We start from the raw sequence: 20,672 nt of genomic DNA, 5'->3' as shown, positions 1-20,672 counted from the left end.
GGGGACTATTATGGATAGTAACTTAATGTATACCATGGAGAAATTTCGAAAGACCAAATTGATGACATTAATATTAAATCCTATGAATAATCTAATTATTGATATAAATGAAGAAGCAGCTGCTTTCTATGGTCTAGCAAAATCAGATTTAATTAATAAGACTTATAATTCTTTAAGTTTAGACGAAGAGCATTATTTAAGACTTCAGTTATTAAAATCATTAGAAATAGAGGGACACTCATTCGCTTCAAAACATAGAGTTATAACAAATCAAGTTAAAGAGATAGAAGTGCATACGATGACTTTTGAAACCAGTCAAGGACGAGTAATTTTATGTTTGCATATAGATAGAAGTGAAGAAAAAAAAATTAAATCACTACTAGATATCAGTGAACGTAAATTTAAAGATTTACTTGAAAATATACCTTCAGTTTCAGTACAAGGTTATCGCCAGGATGGGACGACATTTTACTGGAACAAGGCTTCTGAAAGTATCTATGGCTATACAAGAGAAGAAGCCATTGGTCAGAGTTTATTAGACTTAATTATACCTAATTCAATAAGAGCAATAGTCTCCAAAGATATAAAAAGTGCTTTTGAGTTGGGTGTTCCTCCGGAGGCTAGCGAACTTCAATTGAAGCATAAAAACGGTAGTTTAGTAGATGTTTTTTCCAGTCATGCGATATTAAAATTAGACGATCGTGAACCTGAAATGTTTTGCATAGATATTGATATTTCGGAACGCAAAATTGCAAGACAGCTTCGCCTCGCTGCAAATGTTTTTACACATGCAATGGAGCCTATTTTAATTACTGACTCGGATGCAAATATAATTAATATCAATGAGATGTTTACAGAGACTTTTGGGTATGTTCGCGAAGAAGTGCTCGGAGAAAATCCTAGAATTATCAAATCTGGTATTCATGGCGCAGAACATTATAAAATGATGTGGAGTAGTCTAATTAGTAATGGAACGTGGACTGGAGAGGTTTTTAATAAAACCAAAAATGGTAAGCTTATTCCTATGATTATTCGAATCAATGCTGTCAAGGATAATAATGGTAATGTTGAAAGTTACATTTGCTTTTTTACGGATTTAACTTACATCAAACAACATCAAGCTGAACTAGAACGAGCTGCATACTACGATGCACTTACGGGGTTACCTAATCGAACATTACTGCATAAAAAGATGATTTCCGCGATGAAACATTACAAAAACAACAAGGAAAAAATTGCTATTGTGTATTTAGATTTAGATGGTTTTAAAAAAATAAATGATTCATATGGACACGATGTTGGTGACTTATTTTTAAAGTCTATTGCACAGAACATGCAAAAGCAACTAAGGGAGCATGACGTCCTCGCAAGATTAGGTGGGGACGAGTTTGTAGCTGTTTTAGTTGGATTTAAATCAAAAGATGACTGCTTACATGTTGTTGAGAGATTGTTAGATGCAGCTCAAAATGACGTTATGATAGATAAGATTTCTATGCATGTCTCGGCGAGTATAGGTGTAGCGATTTTTCCTGATGATGCAAATGAGCCTGACTTACTTATGCGTTTAGCAGACAAAGCGATGTATTTATCAAAAAATAGTGGTAAAAATAAATTTGTGCTTCATAATGGATAATTATTGATGATAGGAGGCAAAATGAAAAGAACACTACGACGAGAACTATTTTTGTTTACAACAATAATAATAAGCATAATTTTTTTTACAGGAAGTACTGCTTTCTATTTTTTTTCTAAAACGGTATTTGAAAGAGAAGAAGAAATAACTTTAAAAAATACAGTAGAGATGATTATACTAACAATAGGTGAGAAGCAACGTGATGTTGCGCGTGGTATAAAGTCGAAAGAGCAAGCTCAGAGTGAGTTAATCGAAATGCTTGAGAATACAGATGTTATTAATTTAGGTGAATATGGTTATCCTGTCGTTTTAGATCATGAAGGGCTTTTAATTTATCATCCTTTGTTAAAGGGGCAATATGCTTTAGACTTTGTTGATGAAAGCAAAGAAAAAAAACTATTTGTACGAGAACTGTTTGAAGTTGCATATAGTGGTGGTGGTTTCACTTCATTTCTTTGGAAAATTCCGAATACAGATAAAATAGATGAGAAACTTGTATATGTCAAATATGAACCTGAATGGCAGTGGATTATTCAAGCAACACTTTTTAAATCTGACTATGGGTTAAAAAAAAGTAGTATTGTGACACAAATATTTATTGTTTTTACAATGGTCTTCAGTACAACTTTATTAATCAATCACTATTATATGAGAAATTTCACAAAGCCAATTAATCGTCTGATAACTATTTTTGAAACAAATAAAGATGGCGAGCATAATTTTATAGATAAAACAAATGTAATTGAATATCAATCACTGTATGATGGCTTTAATAATATGATGGGTAGATTATCAAAAAGTTATAAAATTATTCAGGATAGAAATCAAGATCTCGAAGCTGCAAATGTTGAGTTAACCGCACTATATGAAGAGATGGCTGCTGCTGAGGAAACACTTCAGGCAAACTATGATGAGCTTCAAAACTATAAGCAACAAATTGAATCTGAGAAGTTGCGTTATGAAAAAGTTATTAAATCATCATATGATGCCTATTGGATTTTTGATGTAGAGAAGCAGTTATTAATTTTTGAGAATTTTCATCATTTTTTTATAGAAAATAAGATTACTTACTCTGAATTTTTATCCCGTATTTTTGAAGAAGATCTGATGGAGCATGTATGGATTAAAGAAATAGGGCACATAAACGATGAATTTACAGGAGAAGCAATCATCAGATTGATTGATAATAAAAATAATCTAAGGTGGTTCAAACTATTATTTATACAAGAAAAAGATGCAGAGAATTCTTTATTTAATATATATGGATCATTAAAAGACGTTCACGAAATGCAACTAGAGAAATCAAGAATAGAGTTTACAGCATATCATGATGACAAAACGGGTCTTTTTAATTATGATTATATTGTTTTAAGACTTGCGGAAAAAAGAGAAGGTTTAGCGAGCTTAACGATGATTGGTTTGAGAAATATTCAACATTTAAGGTATGTTTATGGTAAAAATTTTGTACAAATCGTAATGTTTCAGATTTCGGGAATATTAAGAGATATATTTGGAGAAGCACACGACGTTTGCATTTTTGATGAAAACAAAATACTCCTTTTCTCAGATCACAGTGAGATGTCTAATGCAGACTTTAGTATTTTTATCGAAAAGGTAAATGAAATCAAGTTTGAAGATCTTTTATTTCCAAAAGATTTAATTGTTACAGTGTATAATAAAGACCGGGACAATTCCGATGTTCAAAATATATTTAGAAAATTAGAGCATGCTTATGATTTTAATGATCGAGAGTATACTGGAACTTACATTAACTACGTTGATGAATCTAGTGTAGCAATTATGGAAAGAAATAGTTTGATTGAACAACTGTTACTTAAGTCTATAAAATTAGATGAGATTAGTGTAGTTTACCAACCAATCGTTGATGCCTTTCAATCAATCAAAGGATTTGAAGCACTCGTTAGATGGCAGAACTCAATTTTAGGAAATATAACACCAGCAGAGTTCATACCTGTTGCTGAAGAAATTGATTTTATAGGTAAGATTGGAGAGTTTGTAATTGAGAGTGTTTGCAAATTTTTAGATGATTTAAACCAACGGTATAATCAGCGGATGCGTGTCTCGATTAATGCATCTGTAAAAGAGCTGATTAAATCCGATTATGTATTGGCAGTAAGTAGGTTGATTACCAAGTATAAGATAGAGCCTTGGCAAATAAGCATTGAAATAACTGAAAGTTCTTTCTCAAAGTTTTATGATGCACTAGAAAATACTATTACTCAGTTATCGACTATTGGAATAGAAACACATATGGATGACTTTGGAACAGGGTATTCATCGCTTAGCTTACTCGGATCACTAAACGTATCACACTTGAAAATTGATCGAAGTTTTATAATAGACATTCAAAATGATCTTAAAATGGCAAAATTAACGGAGATGATCGTTGAATTTTCTCATAAACTTGGCATAAAGACCATCGTTGAAGGTATAGAAGACCAAGAATCTTTTGAAATGCTTAAGAATTGGAACTGTGATTACTTTCAAGGCTATTTCTTTAGTAAACCTTTAAATTGCAATGCGGTTTGTGAATTACTAAATGTTATTGAAAATTGAAAGTGTATATTTTTTTGAGGAATCAATTATAGAAATTAATATAGTCATTTAGTCTACTGCCCAGTAATCAATAAATACATGTATATTTATTTAGAAAAAATTAATGGAACAGGTTTTTTAAGAGCTATAGTGTATAATTGAGTAAAGTATAATTATAAATATAGTTGATGAAAATATACAAGGGGTATTAATTAAGGAGGACAAATATCATGTTGATCACAAACTTTGATTCTTTTGTAGAAAATCTTCTCACATGTGGTTTTTCCATGGGTGGAGAAAACGATGAAGGCGTTTTTGCACTGAGCAATTATTTTGATGAAAATATCAAGTGGCATAGTGGAGTAGTGGCATACGATCCTTGGGAATGGCGCATCAAAGTTTTGGAAGATAGAGATGATATTGCCTATGCGAAGCTCTTTTTTAAAAAGAGTGGCTTTATCTCAAGAGACTGGTATCCATACTTTCTCTGCGCAAGGCGCAAGGGAAAAACTTTTGAAGAGGCCTTCTTAGATGGTTATATCACTGCAGCTGAAAAGCGCGTTTATGATGTAATAAATGCATATGACGCCATACCATTTCATGAAATCAAACGGCTCGCAGGCTTTTCAAAAGAAAACAAGTCGGAGTTTGAAAAGGCAATTACGGGACTTCAGATGAAGATGTTTATCACCATGTGTGGTCGTAAACGTAAGACTTCACAGTTCGGTGCGGAGTTTGGCTGGTCTTCCACTGTATTTTGCACTGTAGAGCGGTATTTTTCAGCGGAAGTCTTCGAAAAAGCGGATCGTATTTCCCCTGTAGAGGCAGCAGAAAAAATCAAAGCGCAAATCCTATCACTTAATCCTCAGGCGAATCTTAAAAAAGTGACTAAGTTTATCAATGGGTAAAGGTAAGCCGTGTACCGATATGTTTTTTAAACAATAAAACTTTAGGATGGTGCGACTTTTGAAAAGAAAGAATCCTTTTATGATCTTTTTACTTGGGGTAGTGACCCTCAGTTTTTATTTTTACTATATGTTATTTGATAATATGAAACGCATCAACAGATTGAAGAATAAAGCAATTTTTAATGTGGAAAAAAGAGTTACTATATTTGCAAGTGCCTTCGTTCTTGGCACGATAGCTATGAGTATTATCCGTTCAAATGCTAGTCAAATTGACGGTGAAATGCTTGTAAATATTAGTAATATTTTAAATGTAAGTTTTTTATTATTGATCATCTATAATGTGGTTTCACTAGTGATTGAAATTGAAACGATACAAAAATCTGCTGGGATGAAGAAAACCATATCTACCAGTACAGCAGCGCTTTTAACGTTTCTTTTCATGTTTTCATTTCCATATATTCAATCTCATATCAACATGATGATCGATACGAAAGTCGTAATAGAGGAGTAGGTGGCAATAAAGATTACTCGAATTGGACTGTTTTTAAACTGCATAAAGAAATGATGCATTGGTATGAAAATGGTATACTTAGACCAGAAAAGTTTTATGATACACATCGTTGGATGCTAGTTTGTCCTTGTACTAGATAAAAATAGAAAATACCTTTAACCACACCGTAGAAAAAGCGATGAAAACCTACATTTTATATATTGTAGGTTTTTTTTTTCCATACTGAGAAGACATATTGAATCAATATAATTTATACTCAATTATCAGAAATTCATATTAACTAGCTTTTATGCACATACCGAAATATAATATTATATAAGAATACTATAATGGTAGTACTTAATAAATAGTATTTTATTTATATGGAGGGATCGACTTGATTTATAAATATTTAACTGATAAACGAAAAATTGGATTCAAATTACTCTTAATGAGTTTATTTATTCTTTTGGCTTCAGTAGTGGGGATTGTCTTTAAAAAGATGGGTTTTCCTGAAACTAATATTGTGATTGTATATTTACTGACAGTACTTGTATATGCTAGATTAGTTGATGGCATTGCAATCGGAATTGTTGCATCCATACTAGCGACATTAGCTTTCAACTATTTTTTTACTGTACCTTACTTATCACTTTCTGTATTGGATTCTAGCTACGTTATTACTTTTGTGATCATGACTGTAACATCAATTATAACAAGTACAATGACTTCGCTTGTGAAAAAAAGTGAATTAATTGCAAGAGAAAAAGAAGCGGAAAGCAATACCTTATTCAAATTAACAAATCAATTAACAGATGCCTACGATATTGAAGTGATTGCTTCAATAGTAGTTGATGCGTTGACTGATCGGTTTTCTACAAATGCCGCAATTCTTTGCTTTGATGAAGATGGAACACCTGAAAACGCCTATGTTCAGCGAAATAAAGCAGGAGATCAAGTATGTAGAAATGTAAAAGAGAAAAAGGAAATTAAGAGAAAAATCGAAAATTTACATGAGAGTTATTATGAAGGCGATGAGTTCCATGATTGGCCAATCTACGGAAGAGAAAGTATACTGGGTATCGTAAGAATTCCATTAGAAGAGGCACAAAAAATGGATGAAATTCAAAATCGACTACTTCACTCGATGATTGAAAGTACAGCGCTGGCGATGGATCGCATAAGAGTATCCAACCAAAGAATTAGAGAACGAGAAGAAGCGATCCAAGAACGCTATAGAGGAACGCTTTTGAGGTCTATCTCTCATGATTTAAGAACGCCATTAGCTGGAATAATGGGAACTTCAGAGATGCTTTTAGATATGACAGAAGCGATAGATCAGAGATATATTTTAATAGATAACATTTATAATGATGCTAAATGGCTGCATGCTCTCGTAGAGAATATATTGTGTTTAACGCGACTTCAAGAAGGTAAATTAGTTTTAAAGAAACAACTTGAAGTAGTTGAAGAGATCGTTGGAAGTGCTGTGGAACGCTTTTTATTAAGAGCAAAAGGGCGAGAAGTCATCGTTGAAGTTCCAGAAGAAGCATTTTCTGTTCCTATGGATGCCAAATTAATTGAGCAAGTCCTTCTGAACCTTTTGGATAATGCACATAAGTTTACCAGTATTGATAGTGAAATCAGTATAGCAGTTGGCATTTTAAAGACGAGTCGCATAGCTCTATTTACTGTTAAAGACAGTGGTAGTGGCATATCCACATTGGATTTGCCACATGTGCTTGATCAATTTTATACTGGAAAAAATGAAAATAGCAGTTCAAAATCAGGTATGGGATTGGGGTTGTCTATATGTGATGCGATTATTAGAGCACACGACGGGACGATCACTATTGAAAATAGAAAAGATAGTAATGGTTTAGAGGTTACTTTTTCATTGCCATTGGAGGAGCAAATAAATGATTAATTATGATGAGAATATACTTGTAGTAGAAGATGATGTTCAGATTAGTCGGTTTATATGTTATGCATTGAAACAAGAAGGATTTAGATATCAAGCTGTCGATAGTGCACAAGGCGCACTGGAAATGATAGTACTTGGGCATATCGATTTGATTCTACTAGATTTAGGATTACCTGATTTTGATGGTATGGAAGTGATTGAAAAAGTTCGAGAATGGTCTGATATTCCTATTTTAGTAATATCGGCTCGTGACCAGGATAAGGAAAAAGCTGCTGCACTAGATATTGGAGCAGATGATTTTTTGACTAAGCCATTCTCGACTACAGAACTAATGGCTAGAATTAGAGTAGCAATTAGACATTTGCGCAAAAATATAGGAAACGATACAAATACTATTTTGATAAAGGACGATTTAAAAATTGATTTGAGCAAACGCTTGGTTTATTTAAGAGAAGTGGAAGTTCATATGACACCAATGGAATATAGTTTGTTAGCTTTATTTTTTAAGAATATTGGAAAAGTTTTAACAACGCGATATATAATTCAAAAGGTTTGGGGGGTGGAATATGGAGATGATACCCAAGCACTTAGGACATTGATGGCGGGACTTAGAAGAAAAATAGAATCAAATCCTGCAAAACCACAGTATATTGTCACAGAAATAGGTGTTGGTTATAGGATGAAAGATATATAGGCAAAAAGATTAACAGAGCCACTAAAGTAGTTAAATTTACTTTAGTGGCTTTTTATGTACAAAAAAACTCACACAATCCTCACAGCATGAAAGGACTTCTCACACACAGCACACATCAATTTTGCTAACATTATAGTATAAGAACAATAAAATTTACTATAAAAAGGAGATGAATGATCGTGACAACAAAAAATAATCAAGAAAAAAATGAAAGTAATAAATTGCTGTTCAAAAAGATTAAAGAGTTGATTATTGATGAGTGCTTTGAAGAAAGTGAAAATTTAATTAGGAAAGCGATTATGGAATTTCCTCATGCGCCAGAACCTCATAATTTATATGGGATTTTATTAGAAAAAACAGATGAACATAGTACAGCTATGAAGCATTTTCGGATAGCACTAGAGTTAGATACCATGTATTTGCCAGCACGTCATAATCTTGAATATTATGGTACTTTTTTTTCAAAGGGAAAATGTGCATATGATGAATCAGATTGTATCGATGAAGAAGAAAATGTTGATAACTACAAAGTAAGTTATGATAATCGAGGTATTGGACACATTATTAGGAGGGATTAAATTGAAAAATCATACTAAAATTTCAAATACTTATACAGTGATTATTGGATGTGGTAGATTGGGCGCTAGTTTAGCTACTGAGTTATCAAATAGCAATTTGGATGTACTAATTATCGATCGAGATAAAAGTGCATTTCGGAAGTTATCTCCTGCATATGGAGGACTGACACTTATCGGTGACGCATTAGATTATAAAGTACTTGAAGAGGCACAAATAAATAAGGCTACTACTTTAATTGCAGTAACCAATAATGATAATTCCAATATAATGGTAGCGCAGATTTGTAAGCTGAATTTTGACGTGCCTAGAGTTTTGTTGAGATTATATGATCCGGAAATAAAATGCATTTTCAGTGATATGGGCATTGAGACAATAAGCCCAGTTACATTGTCTATTGATGAAATTAGCAAGAGGATCAATCCCGTTAAGAGAGGAGCAAAAATATGAAAAAGCATGCTGTTTTAATTGGAAGTTTTAATAGAGCACGTTCGTTGGCAGATTCTCTGATCAACAAAGGTTATCGAGTAACAGCTATTAATAGCAGTTACGATAAGAGCGTCGTTCTAGCCGAAAATAGAGAAATAAATGTTATAAATGGAGATGGTTCTAAACCTTTTGTACTTGATGATGCTAACATTGAATATGCTGATCTAGCAATAGTGTTGACGCCTAAGGATGAAGATAACTTAGTAATTTGTCAACTTTGCAAAAAAAAATTTAAGGTAAAAAAGACCATTTCTATACTAAACGATCCACTGAAGTCATCACTTTTTTACATGAGTGGTGTTGATTCTGTTATTTGTGAAGTAAACGCCATCACCAACATAATTGAGCAGCAAGCTTTTTATGATGGGATTGTGACTATGATTCCTACGGGTGAAGGTAAAATAAGAATTGCTGAAGTACCAATTTTGGAATCTTCACCAGTAGTTGGTAAAAAAATGTGGGAAATCAACTTACCAAAAGAATCAGTTATAGGCTGTATCATACATGGCGAAGGGACTACAATACCAAGAGGAGATACAAGGATAAATTGTGGTGATAAGCTTATTTTGATATCAGCGGCCAATCAAGAGATGAATGCAATTAAGGAGTTGACGGGACGGTTATGAAAAATATTGTTTTTTTTAAAGATAAGAATAATTTTGGGAAATTGATAATTTTAATTGGTATATTACTAGCAATGCCGTTGCTTGTTTTACCGTTTTATCCAAGTGAGTCAAAGTACTTTTTTTCCTTTTTTATTCCTTCTTTTTTGTCGATTCTACTTGGAATGGTTTTAGTCATCACCCTAAAAAAGGAAAGAAATGATCTTCAATGGTTAAAACTATTGAAGAATAGTCATATAACAGTACTTTTTACTTGGATGTATGGTTTTGTAGCTGGTGCTATTCCCTTTGTGATTTCAAGGCAACTTCCATTCAGTAAAGCACTCTTTGAAGCTGTCAGTGGATGGACAACGACGGGATTATCAGTGATGGATGTTGAAAGTACCCCTGCGATATTTTTGTTTCATCGTAGTTTTATGCAATTTTGTGGTGGTTTGGGATTTGTGCTAGTGATGGTAATGTTTCTTCAAGGTAAACAAGCGATGAATTTGTTTAGTGCAGAAGGGCATCCGGATAAACTGATGCCAAACCTTAAAAAAACAGCGAGAATAACTTCAAGTATGTTTGTTGCATTGCTTATAGTGGGAACGTTCTCTTATATCGTGTTTGGGATGCCTTTTTTTGATAGTCTATTACATGCGATGTCAGCATTATCTACGGGTGGATTCTCAACTAAAGCAGATAGTATTGGCGCATATAATAGCCTTGGAATCGAAGTTGTAACAATTGTGCTTATGATCATTGGAACTACCAATTTTGCTGTTTTGTTACTATTGATGAGAAGAAAATTCAAGCAACTCATAAAGATCAGTGAAGTTCGATTTATGTTTTTGATTCTTGCAGTATTTACAACACTTGTTTCGGTCTTGCTATTTTACAAAGTATACTTAAACTTAGGTGAGAGTTTTAGAGTGGCTATTTTCAATGTTGTATCTGCACTTTCAACTACCGGTTTTTCAACAGTAACGTATAATAACTGGCCACCTGTAGGGGTTGGGTTATTGATTATACTAATGTTAATAGGAGGGGGAATTGGTTCAACTGCAGGAGGAATCAAACTGACACGTGTTTACATTGTATTGCGGGCAGCACATGAAAATTTAATTAAGCGCATTAGTCCTTCAAGAAGAGTCTCAGCCCCTTTTTATTACCGTGCACAAGGAAAAACCTCTCTAGACCATGAAATTGTTGATGATACCAGAGGGTTTGTTACATTTTATTTAGTCATCTATGTAATAGGTACTTTACTATTAACATTATCAAGTAATAGTAGTCTAGTAGACTCAATGTTTGAATTTGCATCGGCATTTGGAACAGTTGGTTTATCAATTGGTGTAACTACATCTGATATGAACACCAGTACATTGGGCATCTTAATATTTGGAATGATTCTAGGTAGACTAGAAATGTTTATAGTCTTTATAGGGTTATACTCAGGAGTATCTTTAGCAATAGAAAAAGCCAAAAAATTATTAAGTTTAAAATGACAATCCACAGCCCAAAGGGCGAGGACTTCTTGTCCTCCACACAATGGATGTTGATTAAAAATGAAGATTGTACTAAAAGAGCCCCATTATAAAGTTGAAAATGGCAATCCGCAGGGTGAAACCCGAGGACTTCTTGTTCCCCACACAATGGATGTTGATTAAAAACGATGATTGTACTAAAAGAGCCCCGTTATAAAGTTGAAAATGGCAATCCGCAGGGTGAAACCCGAGGACTTCTTGTCATTTTCGGCTTTATAATGGGGCTCTTATTCACATTCAAACTTTATAACAACATCCACCTTAATCCAGTTCAAAAAACCCAATTCCCACAAGTCCTGGTCCAGTATGCACACCAAGGGATGCTGATATTTGACCGCTCATGAAGAGTGTGGCGCGGTCAATATAAGGTTTCATCATTTCGATGACCTTATCAGCTTCTTCCTGTGCCGCACCGTGTGAGATGGCAAGATAATATTTCTTTGTGTTTTTCAGACCATTTTCTACGATTTCCATGGTTTTGCTTATGCTTTTTTTACGTCCGCGGACCTTTTCAACGGTGTGATAAATCCCGTTTTCATCACAAGCGATGATAGGCTTAATCTGTAAGATGCTACCAAGCATCCCTTCAACACGTCCAAGTCGGCCACCTTTTACAAGGTACTGAAGCGTTTCAAGGCTATAATAGATATGTGATTTTGAAATTTTAGATTCTAATTTTGCAACAATTTCATCAAAGCCAAGTCCTTTTTCAATAAGTTCTGAAGCATAGATAGAGAAAAAACCAGATGCAAGTGCGATATTTTTCGTGTCAATTACTGCGGTTTTGATCTGAGTAAACTCAGTGCAAACCATCTTCACTGTTTGATAAGTCCCACTAAGTCCAGAAGAAAGTAAAGGGATAATCACATGTGTATAACCATCTGCAATTATTTGATTTAGTTTTTCATGAACTTCACCAGCTGTTGGTAAACTCGTCTTGGGAATTTCCTTAGTTAAGTTTGAATAAACTTCCTCAGGTGTAATATCTACTCGGTCTTTATAGGAGTGATCTTTATAATTGATGCCTAGTGGTAATTCATAGATGTGGAATTTTTTAAGTAAATCTACTGGTACATCAGAACCAGAATCAGTTAATACTGCTATTTTTTCATTTATCATGTGAATCTCCTTCGCTTTGATTAGACTTTGCTAATTTACTCATCTTAGTATCAATAATCTTTTCAGTTAATAATTTGCTAGAGAGAGCTAAAGTAATTGATGAAATTGCCAACTTATCAGCTGTAATATTTCGCTCTTTAAAATCATATGTCTTTCTTTGTTCAATAATTGGTATAAATACTTCTCTTAGCGATTCTTCTAAAGCACTACAAAATGAATTATAAGCATTTTCATGACCTTCAATCAGAATTTGTAGTTGAATGCCTTCTTTGATTTTCATAATAGGAAGAATTGGTTTTAAAAGTGTGATTACCAAAACGTAGACTATATGTAATTTGTCGTATTTCTTTTTTATCGGTTTAGGCATCATGCCCCATTTTACGTAATTGTTGACCATACTTTTTGTGACGAGGATTTCATCGTTTAAAGACAAAAAAGAAAGTTCCTCACGAACAATTTGTAAAAGTTGGTCTGAGTAAATACTAAAGTCAGGCATTTCATGCCATCTGATAAGTTTAACCTCTGCCAATGCTTTGGCATAACTATAAAGTTCAGTATTTTTTTCCATGTTGTTTCCTCAATTTTTTTTATTAACGACTTAATCTAGTTAATATAACTACATAGATATGATAAGTCAATATAACGCGTTTGTCAAATTTTTTAAAGTTTCAAATCGCGGTTTGATTAAAGGGATAGCTTCTATTTCAAATCAATCTAAGTTACAATATAGTTATACATAACGTATAAAGTATAAAGAGAAATGGAGGCAATTATGAATCAAATTATAGAACTGTTAAAAGCAAGGAAATCAGTAAGACAATTTGAAGCAAAAGAGATTCCTAAGGAGGTGAAAGATGCAATTTTGGAGGCTGCTTTTCACGCACCAACAGCAGGTAATCAAATGCTTTATGCAATTATCGATGTCACAGATGATGTCCTAAAGCAAAAACTTTCTGAAACTTGTGATCATCAACCTTTTATAGCAAAAGCACCTCTCGTCCTTATTTTTTTAGCTGATACAAGGCGGTGGCTAGATGCCTATAAAACGGCGGGAGTAGAGGCAAGATTACCACAGATGGGAGATCTTTTCTTAGCGATACAAGACGCTGTGATTGCCGCTCAAAATGCTGTTATTGCTGCAGAATCTTTTGGTTTAGGTTCCTGTTATATAGGTGATATTTTGGAAAACGTCGAAGAACATCGAACGCTGTTAAATCTTGATGAGTATGTGGTGCCTATTTCTATGCTTGTTTTTGGTTTTCCTACTAAGGGGCAGATCGTTAGGGATAAACCTAAAAGGTTTGACAAAGCATATATGGTACATGAAAACACCTATAAAAGACTTACACAAACTCAGTTAAGAGAAATGCATGCAAAACAATCTGTAAAAAATGATTTCGATTTTGATGCATATATCACAACATTTTGTAATAGAAAATATATGTCTGATTTTGCTAAAGAGATGTCTAGATCCAGTGAGGTTTATGCAGATGCTTTTCTAAAGAATAGATCTTAGTAAATTAGAACTACATTTTTAGAATGACTTATACGGGGTATCATTACTCTATCAAATAAAGATGGAGGTAATGATGAGTGCATCTTATAGTAATGAAAAATGTATCCCGTGTATGATAGATACACCAGTTCTTGACGGAGAATTGTTATTAGAATTTTTCAGTGAACTTGATGAAGCTTGGCGTTTAATTGAGGATATACAAATTGAAAAAACATTTAAATTCAAAGATTTTAAAACTGCCCTTGATTTTGTTAACAAAATTGGTGAAATTGCTGAATCCAACGGACATCACCCTGATATAGAACTCGGTTGGGGGAGAGTGAAAGTAAGTCTGATGACGCATAAAATTCATGGACTTTCTAGAAATGATTTTATAGTTGCAGCTCAAATTGATGAGATTTAACTTTTTATAGAGCCCTGATTTGAATTCGATAAAAGAGTGAGATGGTTCACTGTAACAAAATAAAACCACTTTAAGTAATTTTTAAATCAAATTGCCTAAAGTGGTTTTTTATTATAATTAAGTTTAACCTTTACGTATGTTCAAAATGAAGTTTGCAATTTTTTTGTCTTCAGTGCCAATGTGATGATCAATCCATTCTGTCGTTAGGTGTGTCAGTTTAAGTCTTGAATTTAGTGTTAAACCATTTTCCTTAATATCATCTTGTAGGTTCATAACATCTTGCTTAAACTCACGATGAAGTTCTTTATGTGCATCAAGTTCCGGATAACCATAATCGCCTAGTAGTTTTTCTTCATTTCTAAAATGAACAAGGACATAAGCGGAAAGATATTCAAATAATTTTAAAATCTCAGCTTCTGCTTCACCATTTTGATAAGATGCCATTAATTTCTCGGCGCGCGCAATAAGTTCTGAATGCTCTGAATCTATTTCAAAAACACCATACATATATTTTTCACTTTCTTTTAACATCGTAACCTCCTATGATTATTCATCAAACTGAGTGAGAAGTTAAGTTTCACATCAATTTATAGTGAAATCTTATGAACTAATATTACCTCAAGGGGGCAATACTTGCAAGATATTACAAGTCCGATTGAAAACAAATTGTAAAGATTCATTAAAATTTAAAATTAACTATACTAATTTACTAGGAATTATATTATAATCATATCATGTGATGATGCTAAGAAGATACGCTTCTAGTAGAAGCAGATAGGTATCGTTAAAATTTACGGAGGTGAATTTATGTATATTGCTACAAATCAAGAAACTTGCGAAAAAATCGGTGAAGTTTTATCAGCTCAAGCAGATAAGCCACAAAATATCAGAATCTTTATCGCAGGCATGGGTTGCAGCGGTCCAAGCTTCGGTCTTGGTCTTGACAACATTAATGACAACGATTTTACAGAATCAGTAAACGGCGTAAATTTCGTAGTTGAACAATCTGTTTTTGATACAGTTGGTGAAATTAAAGTTGAATGGGTAGGCAATGGTTACTCAGTACAACCTGTTAATGTTCAACCATCTGCTTGTGGATCATGTTCAAGCTGTGGCTAGAAAGTACAAAGAGCTCTTAAAAGCAATTGCTTTTTAGGGGCTTTTTTTTATTTGAATTTATTGTTTATAAAATCTAAGCCACATGAACAGAACTTTTTACTATGTGTCTTAGTCACTGTTTTTATGGACTCCATCAGGGTATAATATCTATGGAGACATATGTGCATTGCACTTAAATTACAGATGGAGGAAAGATATGTATTTTGTTATTGATCAAGATACGGTGGGTAGAATCCGCGACGTATTGGAAAAACAGCCTGATAAACCAAGCAATATCAGGGTTTATATCGCAGGTATGGGCTGAGGTGGCCCAAGTTTTGGTCTAGGTCTAGATCAAGTAAAAGAAGATGACATCGTCGAAGTAATTGATGGTATCAACTTCCTCATGGAAAAATATATACAAGAAACTTTTGGACAAATTGAAGTACGCTGGAATGGTTATAGCTATGCTGTTGGACCGGTTCGTGGCGGTGGATCAAGTTGTACGTAAGATAAGAACATAAAAAGAGCCATCAGTGGGTGAGTTAAATATTGCCCGCTGATGGCTTTTTGTATGTGCTAATTAAAGTTACTGGATTATTTAGTTTTTCTACCTAATCTAAAGATGCTTGAACTTTGAGGTGCAACTTTCACAAGGTGATGTGTAACTGCATCAATATACTCTGGGGATTCAAGTAGTCCTCTTGAATCGAATATAAGTTCGATCTTGAGTTGATCATTTGGAATTTCAATTTTTTTGATATTATTTGGTTGCTTTACTGTGGCATGTTTTGCTGCTGCTTTATGCGGTATCACACTTTGTGTAGTAATAGTATCTTCAACAGGTGCATCGAGCACGTAGAATTCTAAAATTTCACCTTTAAGCTGATTTACAGAAAGCATCAATGGTTCATGACTAGGGTTATGTGCTACGAGAAGACAGTCAAAATCCGCATCCGGATCTTGTTTTACGATATACACAATCGCATCTCTAAATGCTTCTAAGAATTCGCCTTCTTCAATGAAGTGTAACTTTTGGCGGATTTCTTCTACGGTTTTAAGTCTTAAACTGCTATAAGTTTTCCTAAGTTGAATTAGGCCACGTACATATTGATAAAAGTCGTTATAGGTGACTTTGTATTCCCAATCAATCGCATTAACTGAAAGGGGAGAATTGTAGGTGTTGTGGTAGCCAAATTTATTTCTTAAAAATTCATTTCCAGCATGGATAAAAGGTAAACCTTGTGCTGTAAAAAGCAAATTGAAAGACATCTTATTTAATTTGATCCATTCCTCGTCTGATATGTTTGGTGATGTGAGTCGAAGTTTATCAGCTAAAATCAAATTGTCATGTGAGTTAAAGTAATTAATTGACTCACATGGATGTGTTGTAAATCCAACATAATTTGCATTGTATGGAATAGATCCTACGATACCGGTATGCATACGGTGTTTCATATCTTTATTGCCGTGTATATACCCTCTACCAGTTCCGTCGTTGTCCCCCTTGATGGCATCTCTAAAGTCGTCGTTAAATAAGGAGTAGCCTTTTCCACCTTGTACACCTTTATAGACGCGTTTATTTTCAGCAAGAGTAGAAAGTCCACCCATCCAAGGTTCTCCATAGATGATGATCTCTGGATCAATCTCGACGAGTGCAGCTTTAGCAGCTTCGATAGTATCTTTATCGATGAGTGCCATAAGGTCAAATCTAAAGCCATCTACTTTATATTCCTTAGCCCAGTATAGGAGCGAGTCGATGATAAACTTTCTACCCATGGGTTGATCGGATGCGAACTCATTTCCACAACCAGAACCGTTTGAAAAATGTCCATCTTCTGTCATACGATGGTAGTAATGCGGAACGAGTGTGTTAAAGTTAGAAAATTCAGTACGATAGGTATGGTTATATACCACATCAAGTACAACTTTTAGTCCTTTTTCGTGTAGTGCCATGATTGCTGCTTTAAGCTCTTTAATTCGGCTGATCGCACTGTTTGGATCAGTTGCGTAACTACCTTCTGGTGCATTAAATAGTTCAGGATCGTAACCCCAGTTATAATTGCCGTCTTGCTCAATCTCCTCATCAACAGTGAGGAAGTCATACACTGGCATAAGATGTACGTGAGTAACACCTAGTTCTGCAAGATGATCAATTCCAGTTGTTAGATTTTCAATCTTGGTATCGTTTTCAGTGAACGCTAAAAATTTACCTTTGTTTGTCATTCCACTGTTTGGATGACCTGAAAAGTCTTTTACATGGACCTCATATAATATTGCATCACAACCCATATTGCCTCTAGGACGATGATGATTTTCCCAACGTTCAGGGTTGGTGCGGTTAAGATCCACGATACCACTTCTCATGCTATTTGCTGAAGCGGTCACTGAGTAGGGATCTGTTACTTCATAAAGTCCATCTACGATAAAGGTATAGAACATACCGTGTAGATCGCCTTCTACTACTGCACTAAAGACGCCATCGGACGCTTTCTCCATGGAGTAAAGCGTCCTAAAAGGTGCCTTTGGCGAGTCATATACTGCAAGTACAATTTTGTTTTGTGTGGGTGCCCATACGCGAAAAGTTGTCTCTTCAGGGGTATAGATCATCCCCAACGTCTTATGCGTTACAGGAAATTCACTTAAATTCATAATCTCACCTTATTAACCTCTATAACTTGAAATCTAATGGTTTTCTATTAATATTCCATATACTTGAGGCGTATTTTTCGATAGTATAATCTGCTGAAAAGACACCAGAGCATGCGATGTTAGTAAGTGACATCTTCATCCAGTGCGGTTTGTCTCTATAATAAAGACCAATTCTCTCTTGTGCATCGCAATAGGATTCAAAGTCCTTAAGCACAAAGAACTCATCATTGAACCTTAACAAACGGTCAACAATTGGAGCAAACTCTTCTTTTGCTGCAGGTAAAAAGCCATTTACTAATTGGTCTACAACTTGTTTGATTGCTGGTGTTGTGTTGTAGAGCTCATATGCATTGTAACTGCCATCTTGGTAATACTTAAAAACTTCTTGATCTTTTAGGCCGAAAAGTACGATGTTGTTCTCTCCAACTTCATTCATGATTTCGATGTTTGCACCATCCAGCGTTGCAAGTGTGATAGCGCCATTCATCATAAATTTCATGTTACCTGTGCCAGAAGCTTCTTTTGAAGCTGTTGATATCTGTTCGCTCACATCAGCTGCAGGGATCATTTTACTTGCTAATGATACACCATAGTTAGGTAAAAAAACAACCTTAAGTTTATTTTTGATAGAGGTATCATTGTTAATCATATCGGCTACAGTAGTGATCAATTTGATGATCTGTTTAGCGACATAATAACTAGGTGCAGATTTGCCAGCAAATATAAAAGTTCTCGGTGGAATATCCAAGTTAGGATTTGCTTTTAATTTATTGTATAGCGATAAGACATGTAATATGTTGAGATGTTGACGTTTGTACTCGTGAATCCGTTTAGCTTGCATATCGAAGATTGAATAAGGATCGATTTTTACACCTTGCTTTTCATAGATGAATTTTGCAAGATTTTCTTTGTTTTTATGTTTGATATCAAATAAGGCGTTCTGCACAACTTTGTCGTCACGGTATTTTAAAAGATCCCTTAAAACAATTGGATTTTTCTTAAAGCCATCCCCAATTAAACCCTCTACATAATCGGTTAAGTCAGGATTGGCATTGAGCAACCAGTGACGGTGCATGATGCCGTTTGTTTTGTTGTTAAATTTCGTTGGATAGATGTTGTAAAAATCTTTGAGTTCCTTTGTCTTTAATATCTCAGTATGAAGTTTTGCAACGCCATTGACACTGTGAGAACCTACGATTGCAAGGTGTGCCATTTTTACCATACCGTCTTTGATGATCGCCATGTTATGAATTTTTTCCTCGTCTGTATATAGGTAGACGTATTTCAACGATTCGATGAATCTGCGGTTGATTTCATCGATGATCATGGTGATTCTTGGTAATAAATCACGCATCATAAAATGTGGCCATTTTTCTAAAGCTTCAGACATGATGGTGTGGTTGGTATATGAGATGCACGATGTAGTGATTTTCCAAGCCATATCCCAATCAAGCCCTTCTTCATCGAGTAAGATTCTCATGAGTTCCGGAACGGCAAGTGCTGGATGTGTATCATTGATATGCATTGCAATATGCTCGCTGAATTGTTCGATTGGTACGCCCATTTTCTTAAAAGTTGTAAAGATACTTTGTATGCCAGCTGAGACAAAGAAGTATTCTTGCTTAAGACGCAGTAATTTTCCTTCTTCATAGGCATCATTTGGATAAAGAATTTGAGTGATGATCTCTACAGAATGCTTCTTTTCAAAAGCGCTTAAGTAATTTCCTCTTGAGAAGTTTTCGAAATCGAAAATATCATCAATTTCTTCAGCAGACCAAAGTCTTAAAGTATTGACTGTATTGTTTTCAAAACCCAAAATTGGTGTATCATATGGCACAGCACGAACTGCGTCATAATCAACATGGGCAAACTTAAGTGTATCGCCATCCATATAAGTATCCACGCGACCGTTAAATTTCACGATCACCGCCTTGTTAGGTCTCTTGTATTCCCAAACGTTATTATTTACAAGCCAACGATCTGGAAATTCAACCTGATAACCATCAATGATTCGCTGTTCAAAGAGCCCATTCTTATAGCGGATACCACAACCGTGTCCTGGAATTGATGTTGAACTCATGGCATCCATAAAACAAGCTGCAAGTCGTCCTAAACCACCATTACCGAGACCTTGATCCACTTCAACTTCAGCTAAAACATCGAGGCTGATGCCAAGTTCTTTTAATCCTTGTTCCACAACATCATAAATACTTAGATTTGTGAGATTGTTTTCAAGAAATTTCCCGGTTAAGAATTCCATCGAAAAGTAATAAACTTGTTTTGAATGCTCTTCTCTATAGGTTTTGTTTGTGTTTGCCCATAGATTTCCGATGTAATCTTTCATTAATTCACCTAGTGCATTGTATCGCTCGAGTGGGGTCGTATCTTCGATTTGGCGTGCGGATGTTCCTTTGATTGCGGCGATATAGTCCTCTTTAAATTCGGATACTGATAACTTCATACTT

The 20,672-nt window shown here is 34.5% G+C and carries 18 protein-coding genes; 13 read left to right on the top strand and 5 right to left on the bottom strand.

Going from position 1 to position 20,672, the window contains the following annotated elements:
- Nucleotides 1-10 precede the first annotated feature (10 nt).
- From QE109_RS12620 to QE109_RS12575, 10 genes are all read left to right on the top strand, one after another.
- Complete coding sequence (locus QE109_RS12620) at nucleotides 11-1,633, top strand: sensor domain-containing protein (RefSeq protein ID WP_281094893.1); 1,623 nt, start codon at nucleotides 11-13, stop codon at nucleotides 1,631-1,633.
- Between the two features lie 21 nt (nucleotides 1,634-1,654).
- Complete coding sequence (locus QE109_RS12615; RefSeq protein WP_281094892.1) at nucleotides 1,655-4,210, top strand: EAL domain-containing protein; 2,556 nt, start codon at nucleotides 1,655-1,657, stop codon at nucleotides 4,208-4,210.
- Nucleotides 4,211-4,419: 209 nt separating this feature from the next.
- Nucleotides 4,420-5,097 carry an AlkZ-related protein gene (locus QE109_RS12610; protein WP_281094891.1) on the top strand — a complete coding sequence of 226 codons (678 nt, stop codon included), beginning with the start codon at nucleotides 4,420-4,422 and terminating at the stop codon, nucleotides 5,095-5,097.
- A 127-nt stretch (nucleotides 5,098-5,224) separates the two neighbouring features.
- Entirely contained in the window at nucleotides 5,225-5,608 is a 384-nt protein-coding gene (locus tag QE109_RS12605) for a hypothetical protein (protein WP_281094890.1), read from the top strand.
- Between the two features lie 376 nt (nucleotides 5,609-5,984).
- On the top strand, nucleotides 5,985-7,514 hold the full coding sequence (locus QE109_RS12600; RefSeq protein ID WP_281094889.1) for a sensor histidine kinase: 1,530 nt from the start codon (nucleotides 5,985-5,987) through the stop codon (nucleotides 7,512-7,514).
- Nucleotides 7,507-8,205: a response regulator gene (locus QE109_RS12595; RefSeq protein ID WP_281094888.1), complete on the top strand. Its 699-nt coding sequence runs from the start codon at nucleotides 7,507-7,509 to the stop codon at nucleotides 8,203-8,205. The genes QE109_RS12600 and QE109_RS12595 overlap by 8 nt, the downstream gene beginning before the upstream one ends.
- 179 nt (nucleotides 8,206-8,384) lie before the next feature.
- Entirely contained in the window at nucleotides 8,385-8,783 is a 399-nt protein-coding gene (locus QE109_RS12590; protein WP_281094887.1) for a tetratricopeptide repeat protein, read from the top strand.
- Between the two features lies 1 nt (nucleotide 8,784).
- Complete coding sequence (locus QE109_RS12585; protein WP_281094886.1) at nucleotides 8,785-9,231, top strand: potassium channel family protein; 447 nt, start codon at nucleotides 8,785-8,787, stop codon at nucleotides 9,229-9,231.
- Nucleotides 9,228-9,896, top strand: a complete 669-nt coding sequence (locus QE109_RS12580; RefSeq protein WP_281094885.1) for a potassium channel family protein — start codon at nucleotides 9,228-9,230, stop codon at nucleotides 9,894-9,896. Before QE109_RS12585 ends, QE109_RS12580 begins: the two co-directional genes overlap by 4 nt.
- Nucleotides 9,893-11,380 (top strand): TrkH family potassium uptake protein, encoded by a 1,488-nt coding sequence (locus tag QE109_RS12575; protein WP_281094884.1) that lies wholly within the window; start codon nucleotides 9,893-9,895, stop codon nucleotides 11,378-11,380. The genes QE109_RS12580 and QE109_RS12575 overlap by 4 nt, the downstream gene beginning before the upstream one ends.
- Nucleotides 11,381-11,680: 300 nt before the next feature.
- Here the strand turns inward: QE109_RS12575 and QE109_RS12570 are convergent, their stop codons facing one another.
- Complete coding sequence (locus tag QE109_RS12570; RefSeq protein ID WP_281094883.1) at nucleotides 11,681-12,538, bottom strand: DegV family protein; 858 nt, start codon at nucleotides 12,536-12,538, stop codon at nucleotides 11,681-11,683.
- The gene (locus QE109_RS12565; protein WP_281094882.1) at nucleotides 12,528-13,106 is read right to left on the bottom strand and encodes a DUF1836 domain-containing protein; all 579 of its coding nucleotides are present in this window, start codon (nucleotides 13,104-13,106) and stop codon (nucleotides 12,528-12,530) included. Before QE109_RS12565 ends, QE109_RS12570 begins: the two co-directional genes overlap by 11 nt.
- A 204-nt stretch (nucleotides 13,107-13,310) precedes the next feature.
- On the opposite strand from QE109_RS12565, the gene QE109_RS12560 reads away from it, so the two are divergent.
- Both QE109_RS12560 and QE109_RS12555 read left to right on the top strand, forming a co-directional pair.
- Complete coding sequence (locus QE109_RS12560; protein WP_281094881.1) at nucleotides 13,311-14,054, top strand: nitroreductase family protein; 744 nt, start codon at nucleotides 13,311-13,313, stop codon at nucleotides 14,052-14,054.
- A gap of 73 nt (nucleotides 14,055-14,127) precedes the next feature.
- Nucleotides 14,128-14,457, top strand: a complete 330-nt coding sequence (locus QE109_RS12555; RefSeq protein ID WP_281094880.1) for a 4a-hydroxytetrahydrobiopterin dehydratase — start codon at nucleotides 14,128-14,130, stop codon at nucleotides 14,455-14,457.
- A gap of 123 nt (nucleotides 14,458-14,580) precedes the next feature.
- On the opposite strand, the gene QE109_RS12550 is transcribed toward QE109_RS12555, so the two are convergent.
- The gene (locus QE109_RS12550; protein WP_281094879.1) at nucleotides 14,581-14,988 is read right to left on the bottom strand and encodes a bacteriohemerythrin; all 408 of its coding nucleotides are present in this window, start codon (nucleotides 14,986-14,988) and stop codon (nucleotides 14,581-14,583) included.
- A gap of 276 nt (nucleotides 14,989-15,264) precedes the next feature.
- On the opposite strand from QE109_RS12550, the gene QE109_RS12545 reads away from it, so the two are divergent.
- Entirely contained in the window at nucleotides 15,265-15,576 is a 312-nt protein-coding gene (locus tag QE109_RS12545; protein WP_281094878.1) for a hypothetical protein, read from the top strand.
- Nucleotides 15,577-16,152: 576 nt separating this feature from the next.
- Here QE109_RS12545 and pulA read toward each other — a convergent pair.
- Complete coding sequence (pulA, locus tag QE109_RS12540) at nucleotides 16,153-18,207, bottom strand: type I pullulanase (RefSeq protein WP_281094877.1); 2,055 nt, start codon at nucleotides 18,205-18,207, stop codon at nucleotides 16,153-16,155.
- A gap of 19 nt (nucleotides 18,208-18,226) precedes the next feature.
- On the bottom strand, nucleotides 18,227-20,668 hold the full coding sequence (locus QE109_RS12535; RefSeq protein ID WP_281094876.1) for a glycogen/starch/alpha-glucan phosphorylase: 2,442 nt from the start codon (nucleotides 20,666-20,668) through the stop codon (nucleotides 18,227-18,229).
- Between the last annotated feature and the right edge of the window lie 4 nt (nucleotides 20,669-20,672).

The sequence above is a fragment of the Fusibacter bizertensis genome (assembly GCF_029914245.1).
Taxonomy (GTDB): Bacteria; Bacillota; Clostridia; order Peptostreptococcales; family Acidaminobacteraceae; genus Fusibacter_C; species Fusibacter_C bizertensis.
Note: the sequence above shows the minus strand (reverse complement) of the source record. Positions and strands in the feature narration are given on the sequence as shown.